22 protein-coding genes are annotated in these 19,406 nt (G+C 56.9%); 11 read left to right on the top strand and 11 right to left on the bottom strand.

Annotated features, from left to right (window positions below; genetic code table 11):
* From I7X13_RS13010 to I7X13_RS12990, 5 genes are all read right to left on the bottom strand, one after another.
* Positions 1-795 carry a hypothetical protein gene (locus I7X13_RS13010; RefSeq protein ID WP_198075825.1) on the bottom strand — a complete coding sequence of 265 codons (795 nt, stop codon included), beginning with the start codon at positions 793-795 and terminating at the stop codon, positions 1-3.
* A gap of 15 nt (positions 796-810) precedes the next feature.
* A complete protein-coding gene (locus I7X13_RS13005; RefSeq protein ID WP_198075824.1) occupies positions 811-1,290 on the bottom strand; it encodes a hypothetical protein in 480 nt (159 codons plus the stop codon).
* A 233-nt stretch (positions 1,291-1,523) separates the two neighbouring features.
* Positions 1,524-1,859, bottom strand: a complete 336-nt coding sequence (locus I7X13_RS13000) for a hypothetical protein (protein ID WP_198075823.1) — start codon at positions 1,857-1,859, stop codon at positions 1,524-1,526.
* Between the two features lie 4 nt (positions 1,860-1,863).
* A complete protein-coding gene (locus I7X13_RS12995; protein WP_198075822.1) occupies positions 1,864-2,292 on the bottom strand; it encodes a hypothetical protein in 429 nt (142 codons plus the stop codon).
* Between the two features lie 56 nt (positions 2,293-2,348).
* Positions 2,349-2,570 carry a hypothetical protein gene (locus tag I7X13_RS12990; RefSeq protein ID WP_198075821.1) on the bottom strand — a complete coding sequence of 74 codons (222 nt, stop codon included), beginning with the start codon at positions 2,568-2,570 and terminating at the stop codon, positions 2,349-2,351.
* A gap of 104 nt (positions 2,571-2,674) precedes the next feature.
* Here I7X13_RS12990 and I7X13_RS12985 point away from each other — a divergent pair, with 104 nt between their 5' ends.
* From I7X13_RS12985 to I7X13_RS12960, 6 genes are all read left to right on the top strand, one after another.
* Positions 2,675-3,406, top strand: coding sequence for a S24 family peptidase (locus I7X13_RS12985; RefSeq protein WP_198075820.1), 732 nt, complete (start codon positions 2,675-2,677; stop codon positions 3,404-3,406).
* Positions 3,407-3,493: 87 nt separating this feature from the next.
* Positions 3,494-4,645, top strand: coding sequence for a three-Cys-motif partner protein TcmP (gene tcmP / locus I7X13_RS12980; RefSeq protein ID WP_198075819.1), 1,152 nt, complete (start codon positions 3,494-3,496; stop codon positions 4,643-4,645).
* A gap of 83 nt (positions 4,646-4,728) precedes the next feature.
* Positions 4,729-5,469, top strand: a complete 741-nt coding sequence (locus I7X13_RS12975) for a DUF5131 family protein (protein WP_198075818.1) — start codon at positions 4,729-4,731, stop codon at positions 5,467-5,469.
* Positions 5,470-5,705: 236 nt separating this feature from the next.
* On the top strand, positions 5,706-6,626 hold the full coding sequence (locus I7X13_RS12970) for a HipA domain-containing protein (RefSeq protein ID WP_198075817.1): 921 nt from the start codon (positions 5,706-5,708) through the stop codon (positions 6,624-6,626).
* Positions 6,627-6,787: 161 nt separating this feature from the next.
* Positions 6,788-7,393 (top strand): HIRAN domain-containing protein, encoded by a 606-nt coding sequence (locus I7X13_RS12965; protein ID WP_198075816.1) that lies wholly within the window; start codon positions 6,788-6,790, stop codon positions 7,391-7,393.
* Between the two features lie 549 nt (positions 7,394-7,942).
* Entirely contained in the window at positions 7,943-8,710 is a 768-nt protein-coding gene (locus I7X13_RS12960; protein WP_198075815.1) for a T9SS type A sorting domain-containing protein, read from the top strand.
* An 88-nt stretch (positions 8,711-8,798) separates the two neighbouring features.
* Here the strand turns inward: I7X13_RS12960 and I7X13_RS12955 are convergent, their stop codons facing one another.
* Positions 8,799-9,125 (bottom strand): hypothetical protein, encoded by a 327-nt coding sequence (locus I7X13_RS12955; RefSeq protein WP_198075814.1) that lies wholly within the window; start codon positions 9,123-9,125, stop codon positions 8,799-8,801.
* Between the two features lie 194 nt (positions 9,126-9,319).
* Between I7X13_RS12955 and I7X13_RS12950 the strand changes: the two genes are divergently transcribed.
* Together I7X13_RS12950 and I7X13_RS12945 are read left to right on the top strand one after the other, a co-directional pair.
* Entirely contained in the window at positions 9,320-9,523 is a 204-nt protein-coding gene (locus I7X13_RS12950) for a hypothetical protein (RefSeq protein WP_198066415.1), read from the top strand.
* Positions 9,524-9,615: 92 nt separating this feature from the next.
* On the top strand, positions 9,616-9,888 hold the full coding sequence (locus I7X13_RS12945; RefSeq protein ID WP_198075813.1) for a hypothetical protein: 273 nt from the start codon (positions 9,616-9,618) through the stop codon (positions 9,886-9,888).
* A 57-nt stretch (positions 9,889-9,945) separates the two neighbouring features.
* Here the strand turns inward: I7X13_RS12945 and I7X13_RS12940 are convergent, their stop codons facing one another.
* From I7X13_RS12940 to I7X13_RS12930, 3 genes are all read right to left on the bottom strand, one after another.
* Entirely contained in the window at positions 9,946-10,341 is a 396-nt protein-coding gene (locus I7X13_RS12940) for a hypothetical protein (RefSeq protein ID WP_198075812.1), read from the bottom strand.
* A 205-nt stretch (positions 10,342-10,546) separates the two neighbouring features.
* Complete coding sequence (locus I7X13_RS12935; RefSeq protein WP_233454779.1) at positions 10,547-11,779, bottom strand: Y-family DNA polymerase; 1,233 nt, start codon at positions 11,777-11,779, stop codon at positions 10,547-10,549.
* A gap of 37 nt (positions 11,780-11,816) precedes the next feature.
* Complete coding sequence (locus tag I7X13_RS12930) at positions 11,817-12,290, bottom strand: LexA family protein (protein ID WP_198075810.1); 474 nt, start codon at positions 12,288-12,290, stop codon at positions 11,817-11,819.
* Positions 12,291-12,724: 434 nt separating this feature from the next.
* On the opposite strand from I7X13_RS12930, the gene I7X13_RS12925 reads away from it, so the two are divergent.
* The gene (locus I7X13_RS12925; RefSeq protein ID WP_198075809.1) at positions 12,725-13,489 is read left to right on the top strand and encodes a hypothetical protein; all 765 of its coding nucleotides are present in this window, start codon (positions 12,725-12,727) and stop codon (positions 13,487-13,489) included.
* Between the two features lie 64 nt (positions 13,490-13,553).
* On the opposite strand, the gene I7X13_RS12920 is transcribed toward I7X13_RS12925, so the two are convergent.
* Entirely contained in the window at positions 13,554-14,963 is a 1,410-nt protein-coding gene (locus I7X13_RS12920) for a T9SS type A sorting domain-containing protein (protein WP_198075808.1), read from the bottom strand.
* A gap of 143 nt (positions 14,964-15,106) precedes the next feature.
* Here I7X13_RS12920 and I7X13_RS12915 point away from each other — a divergent pair, with 143 nt between their 5' ends.
* Positions 15,107-16,429, top strand: coding sequence for a phage integrase SAM-like domain-containing protein (locus tag I7X13_RS12915; RefSeq protein WP_198075807.1), 1,323 nt, complete (start codon positions 15,107-15,109; stop codon positions 16,427-16,429).
* Between the two features lie 255 nt (positions 16,430-16,684).
* On the opposite strand, the gene I7X13_RS12910 is transcribed toward I7X13_RS12915, so the two are convergent.
* Complete coding sequence (locus I7X13_RS12910; protein WP_198066484.1) at positions 16,685-18,220, bottom strand: hypothetical protein; 1,536 nt, start codon at positions 18,218-18,220, stop codon at positions 16,685-16,687.
* Positions 18,221-18,589: 369 nt separating this feature from the next.
* Between I7X13_RS12910 and I7X13_RS12905 the strand changes: the two genes are divergently transcribed.
* Entirely contained in the window at positions 18,590-18,796 is a 207-nt protein-coding gene (locus I7X13_RS12905) for a hypothetical protein (RefSeq protein ID WP_198066483.1), read from the top strand.
* The last annotated feature ends 610 nt before the right edge of the window (positions 18,797-19,406 follow it).

Below are 19,406 nucleotides of genomic sequence, written 5' to 3'. Positions count from 1 at the left end.
TTAGGCGGCTTCGACGGTGGACAGGGCAAGCGAGGGGTTGGGGGCCAGCGCCCCGGACAGGGCGGGGCGGAACAGGGCGGAGGGGTCGAAATTGGCCGGCAGCGGAGCCGGGCGGGGAGCCGGTTGGGCGGGTTCGGGGCCCGCCACCGGCACCTCTTCGTCCAGCCAGCACCGGCCGTTGAGCCAGGTAAGCGGGTTTTTGCGGTAGCGCTTCTCCGGCGTGGCGGCCACGTAGGCCGGCAGGGCCGCCAGGGCCGCGGTTTGCTCGGCCGGGCTCAGCGCCCCCCAGCGCTGAGCGCACTTGTGCTTGTCTTCTTTCTTGCCGTAGGCCAGCCAGAAAGCCTCGAAGGAAAGCGCATCCTCGGCCCCGACGGCGGGAGCCGGAGAGGGTGTTTTCCTTTTCCTTTTTGTTTGTTCCTTATAAGGGGTGCCGCTTATACTGCCGGTATGGGTGCCGCTTTTACTGCCGTTTATACTGCCGTTTAGGCTTACCTCAGGTAAGGGTATTTGCGGAGCATCGGGGTCGAGGAAGCGGTACACCGTGGGGCTGCGCTTGTGGCCTGACGTGAATTCCAATAGCCCTGCCTGCTTGAGTCGGTTGCGTGCCGTAATCAGCGATTTCTCCGAAATGCCGAGGGTCGCACAGAGAAGCGGGTTTGAGTATTGGAACTCGGTAGGCCAGTTCCGCTCGTTGCAGATGCCCACCAACTCGTAGAAGAGGTCGGCCTCGATGGACGAGAACGAAGCGGTGGGGCGCAGCTTGCGGAACGCGTTGGCGAGGGTGTAGCCGTTCATGGGAACCGGCGGCGCTTAGGCAGGAACGTCGGCGTCGCGGTGGGCGCGGGCGGCCCGCAGACGCGGCGGGGTGGGGGTGGACTGGGCCGGTACCGCAACGGGAACGGTTTCGGGTTGGGGCAGGCACAGGGCCAGGATGCGAGCACGCGAACAAGTGCTTTCGCCGCGGCTCTCCTCGTCGTGCTGCTCCAGCAGGGCCGAGAGAATCTCGACTTCCAGCGAGTGGAGCCGCTTGCCTTGGGCTTCCCACAGCTCCATGGCGACTTGCTGGCCGGTGGCCTCAGAAACGGGCACCACCACCGTCTGCAGGCGGGTGCGGATGGTGACTTCAATGACCTGCTCGTCCGAGGCCTGCACAATGGCGTCGTAGTGGGCACGCTCGGCGGCGAAGAGCTGGCGCAGGCGGGCTACCTTATTGGCGGCGTAGTGGGCCTCGTAGCCACGGCCGTCGCGGCTTTCAATCAATTGCTCGATGGTTTCAATGGAGGGAAGCATGAAGAAATGCAGTAGGGAGAAGTGAAAAATGGTAGCCGTTTTGTAGAGAAGGGAGGATTCGAATTCGGAGACGGGACTCGAACCCGTAGTGGGGACTGGACTCGAACCAGTGCCCACCATGTCAATCATGTTGCGGGCCGTGCAATCCGGACCTGGTAGGCAAGCTTTGCATACTTGTATGCAGTGTATACCCGTATGCATTGTATACCTGTATGCAGTGTATGCCGTGTATACTAAGCGGCCTGCTTTTGGCGGCCCTCGAAGGCGCGCACGGCCTCCTCGGTGATGAGCCACTTGGTGCCCACCTGCCGGCCCACCAGCCCGCCGCGCTTGGCGTCGAGCCGCAGGTACTCGTAGCAGGTGCTGGCCGAAAGGCCGGTGCGGGCCGTCAGGCGGTCGTCGTAGCCCCGGTCGGGGGTGGGCTTGCTGCCCATGTGGTAGGTGCGGTTGGCGAGTTCGGCCGCCGCCAGCCGGTCGGCATAGGCCGTGGCCGCCAGGCGGATGACCTCCATCTCGCGCGGCGTGCTTAGGTGCAGGTGCAGGATGCCGTTGGTGAGCTCGACGTTCATGGCGCTAGGCGGCTTTGCGCAGGGTGTCGAACCCGCGGTAGTCGTACATGGGAATCACCACGGCCTCCACCACGCGCTCCAGGCGCAGGGCCTCGGCGTGGTCGGTGACGTCGATTTCGGTGAAGAACAGCGGGCGGATGCCGCCGAACCAGACCTCGCGCTGCAGCGCCGTGCGGAAGCGGCTGGCCTGCCGCCCGGCAAACGTGGTGCCCCGGCCCGGCACGTAGGCCCGCACGCAGTAGGGCGTGCCGTCGACTTCCTCGTCGATGCAGTAGCCGAGCACCGGCAGCACCGTGCCCTTGGGAAAGTCGAGCACCGGGGCCGTGAGGTGTAGTAGGTCGGTTTCGGTGAAGCCGGCGGCCACCGAGAGGCGCGTCCGCTTGTTCTGCGGGCTGCCCAGCTCGGGGATGAGGGAGGGTTTGTTCTTATTCATGCGTGAAAGGGAGGGTGTGAAAGAAGGTGAAGGGTTTGGTTGAGAAATGCCGTTTCCTAGGCGGCGGGTTTGAGAGAAAGAATATCCTGGGCCGCCTGCAGCGTGCCGGATTTGCGGGCCACGTTCAGCGCTTCCATCACGAAGCGGTTGCCGGGGCGTGCTCGTTTAAGTGCCTTGCTGACAGCGGCCAGCGATACGCCGGCCTCTTTTGCCATGCGCGTGACCTCACCGTCAGGCAGGAGCTTGGCGAGGCTTTCGGGTTTTGGGTTGGTTTGCATTTGGCTACCTTTGGTTAATTACCGTTATCTACGACAAAGGTAAATTATTGGTTAACCAAAAAGCAAGGATTGGCTCAATAATTTTAACCAAAAAATAACCAAAAATGACTGAAACAGCACAATCGACTGTTAATCAGCGAGTTTTTGATGTGTATTACGCCTTGAAAAATCGCACTCGGGTACGCAACAAGACAGAGTTTGCTAAGGGAGTAGGCTTTTTGAACACACACTGGTCCGAATTCGAGAGCGGCAAGCGCAAGTTTTCGGCAAGTCACCTTCTGTCTTTGGTTAACCAATTCCGTGAGGTGTCGCTGGCATTCCTTGAAACCGGCGAAGGGGAGATGTTTAGTCAAGCCCCCTTTGATGTACAGGCGCTGGGCTTCCTATCGGATATGCCGTCCGTCGAACTACCATTCATCAGCTTTAAAGCCCGCGCCTCTTTCATTGGCTTAGGCGGGGCCGCCGTAGACCCATCACAGTTCGAAACGGTGCGCCTCTCCTTGCTCACACCCGAGGAGGCCGAGCGCTATACAGGTGCCGTCGTGTTTGAAGTAGACGGTGACAGCATGGAGCCGCTGATGCACTCCGGCCAGCGCGTCATCGCCTGGCCCGTCCCCGAAAGCAAATGGGAGCAACTCCACAACGTGGCCTGCGTGGTGTCCTATGATGACACGGTAACAGTAAAGGCTATCCGCGAGAATGACCTTTTTACAAAGAATTTGCTGACGTTATATGCGCTGGATGCGCGTGCTGGCTACCTGCCAGTGGCCCGGCAATCAATACGTTCAATATGGCGTGCTGACGAGTTTTTTGATAGGCCAAAAATCCGCCTATAAATGGTAAAGTATTGTGTCAAAATGGGAATATTAGGTTAATACAGGAAAGTTGTGTAGGTTCCGCGCTTCAACTTAATTCCTAGTAAAATGCCTAATAACGCATTGAGTGAAACGTTTTTCAACGAACAGACAGAAGCATCAAGGATTAAGTCTAAGATTGTCTCTAAATACTTAGATGGGTGGAGCTTAATACTCTCTTCGTGGGCACAGAAATTGGTCTACGCCGATTTCTTCGCGGGGTGTGGCAGATACGAAGATGGAAGCGCCTCCACTCCTTTGGAATCTATTAGCAACGTTGCCAGCCGCGACAGTCGGTCTAATTTAAAGAATAAGATTCAGTTCATTTTCAACGAATTGAATCAGGAGTTTCACGCGCAGCTAACGAGAAACATTGCTGAACATTTACCAACTGCTCAGCTGCGATATTCACCAATCATACAAAACCAAAGTTTTGAAGAATTGCCAGCGCTTGAGCAATTGCGGAACTGGCTTCAATTGCAACCAGGGAATACATTGCCTCCCAGCCTTGTATTCGTTGACCCTTGGGGATATAGAGGTTTGTCATTGAATCATTTGGGAGATATACTTAAAATCAGGGGATGCGAGGTAATATTTTTCTTTAACTATAATAGGATTAATGGGGCGTTGAATAACCCATTCATGAAAAAGCACATGACTATTTTATTCGGTCAAGAGCGTGCTGACAGCTTACATCATGAACTAGCTGCTATCAAAAAAAGACCGGCTCTAAGAGAGTACATAATCTTGCAAGCAGTGAAGGAGAATCTGCGTCGAGCCGTGCATCCACAGACAGCGTTTGTACAAGAATTTAAATTTAAAAAAGGGAATAGAGTATCACATTTTGTGATTTTTGCCACTACGCATCCTAAAGGATTTGGCTTGATGAAAGATATCATGTCAACTGAAAGCGCTTCTTATCCGGATGGGTTGCCTTCTTATCAACATAGCCAAAACTCGTCGACCCAGTTTGGTTTGTTTGATGGATTGGTACTTATAGGGCAACAACTGCTGACCTTTTATGCAGGTCGCAACTTGACTCATAAAGAGGTGTATGACAATCACCAATTTACCGGCCCGTATACTAGTAAAAACTATAAGGATGCGCTACTCTGGCTTGAAGAAACACATCAAGTAACAGTAAATCCAGAGCGTTCCAAGCGACGGAGTTACAGAGGTAGGCCAACCCTCGGTGAAAATGTTATGATTACCTTTCCATAATAATTGCTAACTTTACTAGCAAATTTGCGTACTGCTTATTACATTAGTATTGCATTTTGCACAAATACTAGCACAATTAAGTTATGGCACAGTCAAGCATCGAGTGGACCGAAGTCACTTGGAACCCTACCACCGGGTGCGACAAGCTCTCGGCCGGCTGCAAATTCTGCTACGCCGAAGTGATGACCAAGCGCCTGAAGGCGATGGGCCAGGAGAAGTATGCGGATGGCTTCAAAATCATCCGAACCCACGAATCCGAGCTTACCCGTCCGTTTGCTTGGCGCAAGCCTACCACGGTGTTCGTGAACTCCATGAGCGACCTGTTCCACGTCAACGTGCCATTGCCCTTTATTAAGCGGGTGTTTGATACCATGAACCAGACGCCTCGGCACACTTACCAAGTGCTCACCAAACGAGCTGAACTGCTGGAGGAGTTTTCGTCGGAGTTGACCTGGACGGATAATATTTGGATGGGGGTGTCAGTAGAAGACTACCGAGTGCGCGACCGTATCGAAGGACTGCGCAATTGTGGCGCTAAGACCAAGTTCCTATCGCTCGAACCGCTGCTCGGCCCTTTGCCGGACTTAGACCTTACCGGCATTCACTGGGTGATTGTAGGCGGTGAGTCCGGCCGTAAGCCCCGGCCGATGAAAGAGGAATGGGTAGAGGACATCCGTCAGCAATGCGAAGCAGCTGGTGTTGCGTTTTTCTTCAAACAGTGGGGTGGCAAGAATAAGAAGGCTGCCGGCCGTGAGTTAAATGGGCGCACTTATAACGAGATGCCCGCCGAGCCCAGCTTGCGGCGTGAGGCTGTATTGGCTTAATGGAATTTGGTAGTTCTATTCCTTCACAACGTCGATATACTTACCGGGGCGACCGGATGACGGACGAGGTATTGAAAGGGAAGGAGTGCATCGCTGTGCTTGATAGCCGAGGCAAGTGCATCCGTGGCCGTAACAGTTCAATGCTGGTTGAGTTCCCGGGGATTGGTCGGCATGTAGTGCTGGCGCGACATTTACGTAAAGCTGTTCTAAAGGCTTAATTGTCTGTTTTATAATTCATGAGCGCAATATATTCTGTACACGAATTGCCTGCAAATGCACCTGTTGATAGTGAACAGCTTGGTACAAAAAGAAAATTCTGGTGTCAACATCCTAAAATGGGACTATGCTTATTTAAGATGGGGCGCCCTGGCCACGGAGAAAACTGGGCTGAAAAGGCTTGTGCACATTTAGCTCAGCTATTGTACCTGCCAGTTGCTCAAATTGAGTTGGCTGTTTGGCACAGTGAAACAGGGGCTCAGATAGGCACCTTATCTCCCTATATGCTGCCCCCTAGTTATCAGCTTGTGCATGGTAATGAAATTCTTGAAGGCATAATAGCGGACTATCCCCGCGATATAGCGCGTACATCTGAACACACCGTAAAAAGGGTACTAAAGTGCTTGGGCACTTACTCCCCACATGCTCGGGTTGCACCAATGATGCGAACGGCTGCTCATCAGTTTGTCGGATATCTGATGTTTGATGCATGGGTTGGCAATATGGATAGACATCACGAAAATTGGGCGCTTGTCCAGCCCCTGCACCAGCAACCTTCACAGTGGTTTTTAAGCCCTACTTACGACCACGGTTCAAGCTTGGGCCGCGAGTTAAACGATGAGCGCAAGGAACAAATTTTGCAACAGGCTCATCCAGACCACAATCTGGCTGCATATGCATCGCGTGGAAGAGGAAGGTTTTTTCGTTTGGTAACTGACCCTAAATCGCAATCATTAAAGCCGATTGATGCATTTCGATTGGCAGCAGAAATGCTGCCGCAAGCAGCACTCAATTGGCGAATGTTATTGCGCCAGGTTAAGTTGATAAAAGTAGAAGCAGTCTTTAAATCGTTCCCGTCTGATTGGCTCACTAATACAGGCAGCCGCTTTGCGCGAGCATTATTAGAACATAATCGACAACAAATACTCTCAGTGTCATGACAGTAGTATCAACCTCCCCAGATGTCCTGTATGTAAGCTGGCAACAGCCCACAACTCGACAGTGGTTTGTGATTGGACAGTTAAGTCAAAGCGGAGGTATATTCAGGTTTGTATATACTAGAGGGGCTTCTAAAGCTTACAATACAGGCTTTCGGCCACTAGTGTCATTCCCAGACTTTTACCAAGTTTATCAACAGCCAACACTATTTGCAAACTTCCATAACCGGCTTCTGCCGACATCACGTCCTGACTATGCCGACTTTTTGTCTTGGCTAGCCGTTTCTTCTGAAACGGCCACTGACCATCCGCTAGTATTGCTTGACCGAACTAATGGGACTCGTCAGACCGATGCAGTAGAATTATTTCGCCGCCCCTCTATTCAGGCAGATGGCTCGTTAGAAACATGCTTTTTCATTCGAGGTTTAAGATATCGAAGTAATGAAGTGCAGGCACTGATTGATAAGTTGAGCCCCGGTACTCAATTTTTGATGGCTTTGGATATTCAAAATCCACAGGACTCAGAAGCAGTGCTATTGCGCACCGCTGATGACATTGTAGTTCCTGGATACCTTCCACGCCATCTTGTACCACTTACTTCACAGCTTTTGAGGACTTACCCCGCCCAAGTTAAAGTCGTAGTTGAAAAAATTAATCCGGCTCCAGCACCTGTCCAACTGAGATTGCTTTGCCGGCTACAAGCTAATGATGTGCCAACGGACTTACCTGCCTTGCGTGATACTATGTACGATGAACTGATTCGGCCTTAGAGAAAAGCCCCCTCACTCCGAGCGGGGCTTTTTCATGCCCAGCACACGAAAGCCCGGCCTCATCCGTTGTGCTGTTTTCCCTTATTGTGCCGACATTCATTCAGTTCCTCGACCCCGCGAAAACAGTTGTCAACCTTAACCACTTGGCGAGCATTACACGCGGGGAGCGTGTTGCTACAAAAACTGATGAGGAGAGGAAAAACGCCTATGTGAAGGAGGGGGAAAGCATCTATTCTATTAGCCTGACCCCATCCATTGGACGGGAATGGTCTATGGAGTATACTTCTCAAGCAGGACGGGATAGAGACTATCATGAGATTTTAGCTCTATTGCGTCCTATTATCATTGGCTCAAATCCACCTCTAGCCGCTGCAATTCCAGTCACTCAACCAGCACCACCGCCAGCGCCGACTCCACCCGCCCCCAAGCCGCCCCGCAAGCCCCGGGCGAAGAAAGGGGAGCAGCCGTAACCCCATCCAAAGCGCCGCCTACAACTCTGGATGCGTTTCCACCTGCTACCTTTCGGGGAATTCAACCCATTCCTTCTCGATGAACAAATTTCTACTTCTGGCCGGCCTGGTGCTGGCCGGCGGCACCACGCGGGCGCAAATCGTGCAAGAGCAACGCTACAACACGCAGCTCACGGTGCACAAGCTCTCCACCGGGGCGGTGAAATACGCCGGCTATTTCACCGGCTCGACCGGCGGCCAGGTGCGCATCTACAACAACGACAACTCACTCTACCGCCAGGTGCCGGTGAGTTTGCCAGCGGGGGCGCAGCCCGGCCCCGTGCTATACGTGAGCGACAACCTGTTCAACAGCAACGCCGCCTTGGAGATGGTCGTCAACTTTACGGTAAGCAACGCCTCGTACTCGCAGGCCATGCGCATCATCGACGAGACCGGCGCTCAAATATTGGCCCTCGATTCGACCTCGTATCCGCAGGTGTACAACACCCCCTTGGGCACCAAGATGCTGACCAATTACTACACGTCCACCCGGCAGTACAGCAAAATGTACGCCTTGCCCGGCACGTACACGCCGCTTAAAACGACCCCGGCAAACCCCGGCACCGAACTGGCTCCGTTTCCCAACCCGGCCACGACCCAAATCGCCCTGCCATACGCCGTCGCGCCGGGGCAGCAAGGCGAATTAACCGTGACCAACGCGGGTGGCCAACTGGTGCGCCGCTTCACGGTAGACAGCACCTTCGATAAACTATTGTTTGATACGCAGGGCCTGGCACCAGGATTTTACCTGTATCAGCTGCAAACTGCTGGCAAGTCGTCAGCGCCCCAGCGTTTCGTAATTCAGTAAGCCCTAAAAAGCCAAGCCCCGCCCATCCGGCGGGGCTTTTTCATGCCCACGCCACGAGCGGAGAAAGGGGAGCAATAGGCCCGCGTTCTTAGCGCCGCTTGCGGAAGATGCTGCGGGTGGGCTGCGCTCCGGCTTGGGCCTGGTTGGCGCGTGGCTGGTCGTCGCGGCTGGTGCCGTGGTCGAGGTCGCGCTCGGGCAAGCCGTTGGGAAACGTGGGGCTGGTCGTGCCGCCCAGGTGCTTGGTGGTGTACCCCTTGGGGTACGCCGGCACGGCTGCCGCCGGCACCGCACCGGACGAAGCCGGCAGGCCCGTTGTCTGCGGCACGGGCGGCGTGGTCGGCCGCCGGGGCACCTGGGCCACTACGGGTCCGGCAGCCAGGGTAAACAGGGAAGCGAAGAGCAGGAGGGGGCGCATGGGCGGGCAGTGAAGGCAAGAGCAGGTCTGTTCCAGCCTATACGGAAAACCAACCGAATGGGCCATCGGAGCGGAAAAAGCCCTGAACCAAGAAAGGGGAGTAGTCTTGTAATGCCGTGCCCGCCCCGGCGATACATCCGCTACCTTAGCCCCGTACCCCCGTCCCCGGCTCCACCTGTTTCACCCCAACCGCCATGCTCTTCGCCATCCTGCTTCCCGGCATCTCCATGATGTTTCGCGGCCACTTCCTCAAAGGCCTGCTCTGCGGCATCCTGCACGTCACCCTCATCGGCTGGATACCGGCCGCCATCTGGGCCGTGGCCTCCTACCGGGAGGACCTGGCCGAAGAGCGGCACCGGGAAACGCTCCGGGTGCTGGCGCAACAACGGCGCTATTAGGACCTGCCTTCTTGCCCTACGATGGGGCGAATCGGAAAGCCCCGGCCACCCGTCGGGGCTTTTTCGTGCCCACGCCATACCTTGCATTCCCGATGGCCCTCGCTCAATTCAACGCCCTGCCCTACGAGCAGCAGCTCGCGCTCGTCTATGCGGAAGGAGCCTACATAGCCACACGCTGGCAGGAGGTCTACGAAGCGGTGCTGCTCTACCAGTTGCCAAGCGGCTTCTTCGCGGAACTCACTTATGACACCGAGACGAACGAAGTCCAGTACTTAGTAGCATTCGAAGCCGGCGGGGAGAATGACCGCCTGCCGGACTACGCTATGTTCGTAAAGTTGCCAGGGTGGCTACCAGAAGTTGACTAGTGAAATAACCGTTATCGTGAACGCTCGTTGCGCAAATTTCCCGTTTTCAGGGCCGATTCACGGGTTGCTAATGATGCCGCCCGTATTCTGATCCAATACTTGAATTTCCTTGGACGTGCGGTGGGCCAAATACCCGTATTGCTGCGAAAAGGGTTTACGCTCGACCGTAACGTCCCAGAACGGATAACCGGGATTGTACCGAATCGGGACCTGGAAGAAGGTAATGACCTGGTTGCGGGAGCAAAACGCAATTGTGAAGCGCTGGGTCAGCAAACGCGCCGGGATAACAAACACGCTGTCGTTGCGTTGCTGCAAGGTCAAGACTTCGTCCTTTGATGTGAAGACAATTTTATCCACGGGCCGGGGCCGGCCGTATCGGGCCAGTCGGACCGTGATGGCGGGGTCAACGGCAGGCGTTTGCAGCAGGGCGCTGATGCAGAGAACCAGAAGCATTGCTATTAGGAATTTACCAACCGAAAGTACATGCGAAGGCTCGTTTTCCTAAACTACTATCATCATCCCCTTTCAAGTCGCCCACAAGCTACTGTAGTACCGGACGAGTTTAAGAAACCCGTCTACCAATCAAAGTTTACGAAACGCGCCAAAGGGATGAGTTTCGTGAACTACCATAAAACCGTTCTGCCTAGATGAATAAAGGCTAAGAATTAATAGTCCACAACTGATTCCAGTCCGTGGTATAGGCCGGGGTGCGGCGTTGCTGCTGGCCTTTCCAGGCTCCGGGCTGTTTCCCAACTGCCCCAAGGGCCGTGGCCACCTGCACGCTGTTCTTGCCGAAGCGCGCATTGAGCGCATCAAGCTTGTGCATCAGCCGCTCGGCCCGCTCGCCCCCATCGGGCGCAAACAAACTGAGTTGCTTCTGCTCGCCTTCTTCAAAGCCGTCGAGAATAACCCCGGCCTTCACATAGACCAGGCCCGGCTGCCAAAGTCGGCCCAGCAAGGCCCGGGCGAAGCGCACGAGCTCAAGCGTGCTGCTCGTGGCTATTGGCAACGTCACCTGGGCCGAGCGCGTGTGCGGGGGCGGAGCGGTTCCGAAGCGGTTCTGGCTGAGAAAGACCGTGAGCACGTTGGCGGCACTCTCTTGACGGCGCAGCTTCTCGGCCGCTCGCGAGGCAAACGCCGCCACGGCTCCGAGTACGTCCTCAAACCGCGCCAATGGCTTGCCGAACGTGCGGGTGCAGGCGATGCTCTTTCGCTTGAGCGTACCGTCTTCGCTGGGGGCCAGGCCGTGGCAGGGATAGCCCTGCAACTCGCGCACGAGGCGTGCGCCTACCACCCCGCCCAGGTGCTTGCGGGCCATTGCCTCCGAGCACCGGGACAGGCTGGCGGCCGTCGTAATGCCCAAACTGTAGAGCTTGGTGGCGTACTGGCGGCCGATGCCCCAAACGTCCTCCACAGCTACTTGTTCTAGGGCCCATTGCCGCCGTTCGGGGGAATCCAACAGCAGCACCCCGCCCAAGGAGGCGTTTTTCTTAGCCACTCGGTTCGCCAGCTTGGCCAGCGTTTTGGTCGGCGCCAGGCCAATACAGGTGGGGATATGGGTCCGTCGCTTGACTTCTTTGCGAATATCACGCGCATACGCTTCCAGCGACGGTTGCAACAGGCCCATGCCGTGCAGGCTCAGGAAGGCTTCGTCCACGGAGTAGATTTCCATCTCCGGTGCCTGGCTGGCTAAATAGCTCATCACGCGCCCGCTCATGTCGCCGTAGAGGGCGTAGTTCGAGGAAAGCGCGTGGACGTCGTGCTGCTCAATCAAGGGCCGGACTTTGAACAAAGGCTCGCCCATCGGGATGCCCAGCGCCTTGGCTTCGGCCGAGCGGGACACAATGCACCCGTCGTTGTTGCTCAGCACCACCACGGGTTTGTTCTCCAATCGGGGTTGGAAGGCGCGCTCGCAGCTGACGTAGAAATTATTGCAATCGACGAGCCCGTACATCTTCGTGGAGTTTGCCGTTGATGAGTTCAGTCACGACGTGGGTGACAACGCCCCACACGCGCACGTGGTCGGCTCCGCGCACTTCGATGGCGGTGTGCTCCGGGTTGTCGGGCACGAGCCAGTACACCTCGCCGCGCTTTTCCAGCCGTTTGACCGTGAATTCGTTTTCAACGGCGGCAATCACCACGTGCCCGACGCGCGGCTTCATGGCGCAGTCCACGGCCAATAGCGCGCCGTCGCTAATGTGCGAGGGCGCGCCGTCCATGCTCGTGCCGTTCACCCGCGCCAGGTAGGTGTGGGCGGGGTGAGGAAGCAGAATTTTGTTCAGGTCCACCCGCTCCCCGGCTTCGTCGTCGGCCGGACTGGGGAACCCGGCCGGAATGGGCGTATCGCACTGGATGAGCCAAACCGGCTCCCGGGCAATGTCTAAAATGTCAACCGTCGTCATGGCTTCAGTAAATGGAGATGCAAGTAACGACGAAGTAACTAAAATTGTTAGCAATTTATTCACTAATAATATTAGAACCTGTATTATTGAGCATTTTAAGTTGGTATATAAATCATTGGTGAACAGTCATATGATTTTGCAAGCAGCACAGGCACTACAGAGCTTAGCAAAATAATTTGCCGATATGACGATGACTGCCGTCCCTAAACCCGCTAAGAATCCGGAGCAATACCTATCAACTAGGGTCGTCGTTGACCGACTCCACACCCGCCGTCTCACCCTGCACTGCTACGAGGCCAACAGGGGCTATTACCTCATCTTGTAAACTTGTGAAGTTGCCTCAGTCAGCAAGATGCAGTCGGTTGAAAAGCAACTTGATAAGCATTTTCAGATTCTATATATTTACCCTGTAATCGCACTTTATGTTGTCGCGCATGAAAGCTCCGAAAATGCTTGTTTTATTGGTGTGCCTGGGGCTTGGAGTAGCGCCGAGCCGTGCGCAGCTATCACAGCAAAACATGCAGATGCTTCAGCAGACGCAGCAAGTGTTGCAACAATACGTGCAGCAGGAATTACAGCAACAGCACCAGCACAATAATCAAAATCAGGTGATGCCACCGATGTCAAATCCGGTGCCGCCGGTCTTGTCCCCACAAGTACAGCAAACCGTTGAACAGACGAATCAAGCACTGCAGCAACGATTGCAGCAGTTCCAGCAGAACCTGCCGGTGCAACAGCAGAGCCGAGACGATACGGGGCCAGGAATACAGCGCCCGGTACAAGTGCCGGCCAATTTTCAATTTCAAAAGGAATTAGGCAACTATTACTGTATTCAAGGGCAGTCCTCGGTGTCTGAACAGGATGCGGAAGCCAAAGCACAAGCGGCCTACCAAAAGCTTATGCAACAAGGCGGAGTAGCCATGATTATACAGAACAACGAGGGTTCAGGCTCTGCCATCATGGGAGCCGGCATCCTTTACCAAGTGCAGGTGCAATCTTCCGACAATTACTATGCGCAGGGCCAATCCTCACTTTCCGCCGAACAAGCCTTGGCTAATGCCAAAGCCGCTGTTGAAAACGGTCGAACAACTTTCAATGGCAACGGCAGCTACTTGGGCCCCAATGGGCAAGGGACGGGCACTAGTTCGTATGCTCACCCCCAAACCTATGGTCCAGGACCTGTTATTCGAATTCCATAACTAGGCATGAAAGAAAGCCCCGACCAACCGGCCGGGGCTTTTTCGTTGTAGCAGCAAAGGGCTTTTACTCGACCACCAGCTTGCGGTAGGTTGCAGCGCCATCGTGCATCAGGCGCACGGTGTAGAGGCCAGCGGCCAGCCCGGCCGTGGACACGTCCAGCGTGTGCGGTCCCGCGCCTTGTGCCTGTGCGTCGGCCAGCACCCGCACCGGGCGGCCCAGCTCGTCGCGCACGTCGGCGCTCACCGTGGCCGCGGCTTCCAGGTAATACGACACCGTGACCGGACCACCAGTGGCGGCCGGGTTGGGGAACACGTCCACCGGCAGCGCCGCCTGGGCGGCCAGCGTGGCCGTCGCGGCGGTGCGGGTGTACCAGATGGGGGAGGTGACGATGCGGTCGCCGTCGGCCTGCACAATCACGGCGTAGTAGTAGGCCGTGCCCGTCGGGGTCGGGTCGGTGTAGCTCAGGGCCGTGGCCCCGGCAGCGGCCGAGGCCACGCTCACGGCCAGCGTGCCCGAGCCCGGCACGCCGCGCAGCAGGGTGATGCTGGCCACCGCCTCGTTATCGGCGTCGGCGTAGCCCACGGCCAGCGCGGCGGCGGCCGGCCCCCGGGCAATGGTGCCCATGGGCTGCCCGGCCAGCGTGAGCGTCACCTGCGCGTTCCAGTCGTCGGAGCCGTAGAAGCGGCGCGCGCGCAGGGCCGTGAGCAAATTGGCCTCGCTCAGGCTCGGAGCCAGCACGACCAGGCGGCCGTGGGTGGTGCGGCCGAAGGTGGTGTTGTGGTTGTCGTGGTCCAGGCTCATGCCCACGTGGTAGCCCTTGGCCAGCATCGTGCGGTAGGTGCTCTCGTAGCTCGTGCCCACGGCGTTGTAGAGCGTCGAGCTGGAAGTGGCCGGCCCCGAGCGCAGGGGCACGCCCACCAGGGCCGAGTCGGCCCGGGGGCTGAAGGCGGCGCTGCCGGCCAGGTTGCCGTAGTCGCCGCTTTGCGGGTGGGCAAAGAGCGCAAAGGCCCCCGGCACCTGGTTAATCTTGCGCATGAGCGACTGGTAGTCGTTTTTGGCCACGAACTCGTCGTAGTTGCCCGTCTCCCAGCCGTAGAGCTTGTTCACCCCGTAGACGAGCATGTGCCCGCCGCCGGAGATGACGCCCCACTCCGTGCCGTGCAGGGCCACGAAGGTGGCCGTGGTGGCCTGCGTGGCCTGGGTCCGCCCCAGCGCGTAGTTGGGCAGGTTCATGCCGGCCTGCGCATGGTTGTGCTCCGAGAGGCCCAGAAAGTCGAAGTGCAGCGAGGCGCTGGCAAACTGGTAGTCCTGCAGCGGCGTGTTGCTGCCCGAAGTGGCCGCGTCCTGGTTGCCGTCGCTGTAGGCCGAGTGGGCGTGCAGGTTGCCGTAGTAAAAGTTGTAGGCGGGCGCCTGGGCGCGGGCGCCGGAGCAGGCCAGCAGACCGCCGGCGAGGAGCGTAAAGAATGAGCGCATAGCATTAAATGGGTGGGAGACAAGGGGGACAAATCTACCGGTCGGCCGATGATGGTTCCGTGAAATGCTACGCCAGGGAAAGGCAATGCCCGGAAGTTATAGGCTAGGTAAAGGCAATCCGGGGATAGTGCTACCTTGCCGCCATGAAGCTTACCTACCGCCAAGTCCTGTCCCGGCCCGATGCCGATGGCCGCTGCCGCATCGTGGTCGACGTGGCCTGGGAGGGGCTGCGCGTGAAGCTGCCCACCGGCGTGAGCTGCCGGCCGGCCCACTTCAGCCCCGAGGCCCGGCAGGTTGTGCAGCGCAAGGACCCCGACGCCACCCGCCTCAATAATGAGCTGGCCAAGGTCGAGGGGGCAGTCAACACCGCCTTCACCCTGGCCTCGGCCGAGAACCGCCTGGTAACCGAGGCCGAGCTGAAAGCGGTGGCCCGGGCAGCGCTGGGTAAGAAACCGGCCGGGCGCCAATCGGCCCCGGAAGTCGCCGCGCCCACGACGGCCCTGGAATTCTACGCGCTCTGGCAGGCCGAGAACCCCGACCAGACCTACAACAGCGCCCGCCGCTACCGGCAGGTGGTGGGACACCTGGAAGCCTATCACCCAAACTGGAAGCTCACCGAGCTGGCCCGCAAGGATTTTCTCGAGTACCTGGCCCACCTCGCCGCCCTGGGATTGGTCGACAGCACCGTCAGCAAGCACGTCAAGTTCCTGCGCGAATGCTTTCGGCTGGCCGGCAAGCCCCTGCCGGCCTGGCTGAAAATCAAGACCCGCTACGGCCGCGCCCCGGCGCTGCAACAGCACGAGTTGCGTGCCCTCATGGTGCTGGAACTGACCGACGACGACCTGCGCGCGGAGGCAGCCCTGTTCACGTTCCAAACCCTGCTGCTGCTGCGCGACTCCGACCTGCGTGCCCTGCGGCCCCACCACGTCCGGTTGGTTGATTTGCCCGGCTACCCGGCCACGCCGGTGCTTACTTTTCACCAGGCCAAAACCGGGGACGAGGTACGTGTCCCCTTGCCACCGGCGGCGGCGGTCCTTTGGCATGGGTGGGAGGGCCAGCCCCCGGTGCCGGTCCAGCAGGAGCGCAACCGGCGCATGAAGCAGCTGGCCCGCGTGGCCCAGCTCACGCGCTCGTTCGTGCGGGTGCAGTACGTGCGGGGCGAAGCTGCCGAAACCGTATTGCCGCTCTACAAGGTCATCACCACCCACACGGCCCGCCACACCGGGGCCGACATGGTGATGCTGGGCTCGGGGGGCGATTCTAACTTAAAAGAGAAAGCGCTGGGCCACGCCGGCGTCTACGGCCACGACGCGCTGGAGCGCTACGGCCCGGCACTGCTCAGGGCCTGGGAGAAGGTACTGGGTGCACCCGAAAAAAATGCACCCACTTTGGCCGGTACCGTGCACCAGCCAGCACCGAGCAACGGGGCGGAGGGAGTCGTTTTTAGGCGGGTTTCGTACCGCTGAATAGGGCAGGGCAGTAAAAGGCCGATACCAGTTGGGCCCACAAAAAATCCCCTTTACGCCATCGTGAAGGGGATTTTTTGTGACCTGGCAACAAATGCGACAGCTGGAGATGTTGAAAAAGATGTGCTGGCATTGGAAGTGCTGAAGAAAAGTTGCGCGCTAAGACCGTACAGCTAAACTAGTGCTCCCGTGCTCCTTACTTGGCCACCATTTCCTGACTGCTCCAGCGGCGCGCCCAAATCCAAACCGGGTAGGCTAGGGGCGGTCCTGGGTTCCGTTGGCCACCGGCACCGGGAATGGCTCGCGCAGCATCTCCAGGATAAGCGCCCACAGGTGCTCGTAGGGGATGATTTCAATTTCGGCGTAAGCCTCACCGGGAGGATTGGTGTTTTGCAGTTGTTGCAAAACGGCCTTGCCGCCTTCGGCCGCCTTTTTTGAATTGAATCCGTTGTCCACCATGATGCGCAGCAGGCGCAGGAACAGTTTGCTGCGTATCATGCCGCTGCCCGCCATGTGCCGCTGCTGGTACTTGCGCAGACGCTCCAGACGCACCATGATTTCTTCAAAATTGCGCTCACGCATGTAAACGAGCATTTGAAGAACCAGAATGGCAACGTTCAGCCCACTCTTATCGCGGCTGAACTCGGGCAGCATGAGCGCCCACCGGGCCATTTGCACCCGCCGGGCAGGACCCATCCGCTGCACCGGATGCACGAAGTCGCTGTAAGCCTTATACAAATCCCAGCGTTCCAAAGCCGCCGGACGCTGCTTGGAGAAGGCCGGGTTTTTCATGACCGTCGTAAACAGCTGCTGCGCGTATTCGTAGTTCTGGGCGTGCAGGGCAAGGAGCACGTGGTTTTCTTGAAAAAACAGCCAGTTGCTGGACGACGGATGAAAATCCGACATCGCCAGCTGCGCCAGTTTTAGTCCCTTAATAGGCTGACGGCTGCGCAGGTGCGCAAAAACGGTCATGAAATGGTTGTAGCGCTTATCGAACCGGCGCTCGTTGAGCTTGCCATCGCGCAGCTGCTTGGTAGCCAGCGCGGTCAGACGGATAATCTCCGGGTAGTTTCCTTGCAGCTCGTGGGTGGCCAGGCGCAGGCGGTAGAGGTAGTTGTAGGTATTGAATGTTTTGGCCCGCCGGTGTAGCGCTTCCAGCTTCTCCAGGTGCGCCGGCAGCAGGGGCAGCACAGCCCGCCGGCTGCTCACAGTCCTGGCCAGGGCCAGTTGCGTCTGAGCGTGCAGTCGCTCAGCCTCGTCTTCCAGGGATTGGGTGTGCTGAGCCTGCTGGAGCAACTTATCCATTTTCTCAAACAAGTGGGCCTTGCGCATCTGCGCGTAGAGCGTGCTCAGCATCCGGGCGCATTGCACAACGTACTGCGTGAATTCTCCTTTTTGGGCCATGGCCAGGCAGCGCTTCAGCAGTTGCTCGGTCAGCACGTACTCGCCCTCGGCAAAGAGAATGCTGATTTTATGCAGTAAGTCAAGGCATTCGCTCTGGTACCGACGCGATACCAGGTGGCGCGAGTCGGAGTGGTCAAGGAAGAAGAGGTGGTTGAGCAGTTTGCCGCGCACCCGCGACTGTAGCTTCTGCAAGGCCCGAATGTTGGGCGTTGAGGCCTTGCCGTATAACGCCTTAACCAATTGGTTTTGCGTAGCATCGGGGGCGTCAAGCAGTGATTGCACCAATTGGTATTCCTTGGTTTTATGCTCGCCATTCAGGTCAAGCACCGGCACCGAATGCAGGGCCCGCGATGTCACAATTCGCGCAAGATTGGCAATGTCGTTCATGCAAAAACAGCTCTAGCATGCTATAGGTAGCATATTCAACCCTCGTCAGTAATAAAAACCCGTGTCTGAAAAACGGGGGATGTTTCCTTTTTTCATTTACGGGGGCTGTTCAACTTTACATCGTGATTACACAGCCGAAATATGGCTTATATGTCGCAAATAGGCAATTTTTTGTAGAAACGCGGAAAAAAAATATTGGCAGATTTAATGCATTCAAGGTTGCACCAGATTATTTCTTAAGAATATTAAAGAATTGCTTGTATTATTTATTGTCTGATTTTCACTAAGAGTGTCCTTTTTTGGTCCTGGGGGGTGTTCTAATTTTGTTGTGTTCTTAGTTAATACACAAACACTTACAGCCCATCGACCATGCTCGACTTCTTCGCAATCGCCCTGTTTCAGCTAGCCACCGTATTGGGTTACGCTCCAACGAATCAACCGAATGCCAACGAATCGACTTGCGCCCAAACTGAGGCCGATGGAACCGTGGGTAGCGGCGGCTGGGGCAACGATGTAACCTGCAACGATACAACTGTCGGCAGCGGCGGCTGGGGCAACGACATTATCGGTAAATAAGAAGCTGCTGCCCCCTAGCCGCACAAGGCGCGCTGGAACCAGCAGAATAACAGTCCGCCCTCTGACCACCACAGTTGTGGCCAGCACGGGCGGGAGCAATGCTCCGTCTGTGACGAAGAGCAAACCTCCGTGCTGCCTGAGGGCCCGTTGAGGCCGGATGGCCAGGAATGTGAGACAGGGGCAAGCCTTATCAGCTAGCGGCGCGCCGTCGTTACGGCTGGTGGTGGGGAGCGGACATTTGCCGCCTGGCAATTTTTATAAAAAGCTTCACCGGGTTGGTGAACTCATCTTCGGTAGAAGCGGCATTCGTCGTTTAGTTCAACGCGCTAGGCGAGTAAATATGCCTACCGGTCTAATGCGGCCGGTAGCAATTATCACTGCTTTATTACCTTTGACCCATAAGTATCCCGCACGGGCTGGAAATGTGGAAAGGAAGGACCTTCTCGTGCCGCACAGTTTGGCTGAATAGGTGGGGTAGACACCTATAAGGCTAAGCCTGCTACTTTAGAAGGCCGTTGCAGCAATGCAGCGGCCTTTTTTTGTATGTGGGCATGTTGTGCTGACGGCACATGCTGTACTTGCTTTCAAAAGAAAGGCCCAACGCATGCGT

The sequence above is a fragment of the Hymenobacter negativus genome (assembly GCF_016056375.1).
GTDB lineage: Bacteria > Bacteroidota > Bacteroidia > Cytophagales > Hymenobacteraceae > Hymenobacter > Hymenobacter negativus_A.
This window is presented reverse-complemented; position numbering and strand designations above follow the sequence as displayed.

Coding starts and splice junctions, on each gene's coding strand:
- I7X13_RS13010 (WP_198075825.1), bottom strand. CDS start 795: ATGAACGGCTACACCCTCGCCAACGCGTTCCGCAAGCTGCGCCCCACC.
- I7X13_RS13005 (WP_198075824.1), bottom strand. CDS start 1,290: ATGCTTCCCTCCATTGAAACCATCGAGCAATTGATTGAAAGCCGCGAC.
- I7X13_RS13000 (WP_198075823.1), bottom strand. CDS start 1,859: ATGAACGTCGAGCTCACCAACGGCATCCTGCACCTGCACCTAAGCACG.
- I7X13_RS12995 (WP_198075822.1), bottom strand. CDS start 2,292: ATGAATAAGAACAAACCCTCCCTCATCCCCGAGCTGGGCAGCCCGCAG.
- I7X13_RS12990 (WP_198075821.1), bottom strand. CDS start 2,570: ATGCAAACCAACCCAAAACCCGAAAGCCTCGCCAAGCTCCTGCCTGAC.
- I7X13_RS12985 (WP_198075820.1), top strand. CDS start 2,675: ATGACTGAAACAGCACAATCGACTGTTAATCAGCGAGTTTTTGATGTG.
- tcmP (WP_198075819.1), top strand. CDS start 3,494: ATGCCTAATAACGCATTGAGTGAAACGTTTTTCAACGAACAGACAGAA.
- I7X13_RS12975 (WP_198075818.1), top strand. CDS start 4,729: ATGGCACAGTCAAGCATCGAGTGGACCGAAGTCACTTGGAACCCTACC.
- I7X13_RS12970 (WP_198075817.1), top strand. CDS start 5,706: ATGAGCGCAATATATTCTGTACACGAATTGCCTGCAAATGCACCTGTT.
- I7X13_RS12960 (WP_198075815.1), top strand. CDS start 7,943: ATGAACAAATTTCTACTTCTGGCCGGCCTGGTGCTGGCCGGCGGCACC.
- I7X13_RS12955 (WP_198075814.1), bottom strand. CDS start 9,125: ATGCGCCCCCTCCTGCTCTTCGCTTCCCTGTTTACCCTGGCTGCCGGA.
- I7X13_RS12950 (WP_198066415.1), top strand. CDS start 9,320: ATGCTCTTCGCCATCCTGCTTCCCGGCATCTCCATGATGTTTCGCGGC.
- I7X13_RS12945 (WP_198075813.1), top strand. CDS start 9,616: ATGGCCCTCGCTCAATTCAACGCCCTGCCCTACGAGCAGCAGCTCGCG.
- I7X13_RS12940 (WP_198075812.1), bottom strand. CDS start 10,341: ATGCTTCTGGTTCTCTGCATCAGCGCCCTGCTGCAAACGCCTGCCGTT.
- I7X13_RS12930 (WP_198075810.1), bottom strand. CDS start 12,290: ATGACGACGGTTGACATTTTAGACATTGCCCGGGAGCCGGTTTGGCTC.
- I7X13_RS12925 (WP_198075809.1), top strand. CDS start 12,725: ATGAAAGCTCCGAAAATGCTTGTTTTATTGGTGTGCCTGGGGCTTGGA.
- I7X13_RS12920 (WP_198075808.1), bottom strand. CDS start 14,963: ATGCGCTCATTCTTTACGCTCCTCGCCGGCGGTCTGCTGGCCTGCTCC.
- I7X13_RS12915 (WP_198075807.1), top strand. CDS start 15,107: ATGAAGCTTACCTACCGCCAAGTCCTGTCCCGGCCCGATGCCGATGGC.
- I7X13_RS12910 (WP_198066484.1), bottom strand. CDS start 18,220: ATGAACGACATTGCCAATCTTGCGCGAATTGTGACATCGCGGGCCCTG.
- I7X13_RS12905 (WP_198066483.1), top strand. CDS start 18,590: ATGCTCGACTTCTTCGCAATCGCCCTGTTTCAGCTAGCCACCGTATTG.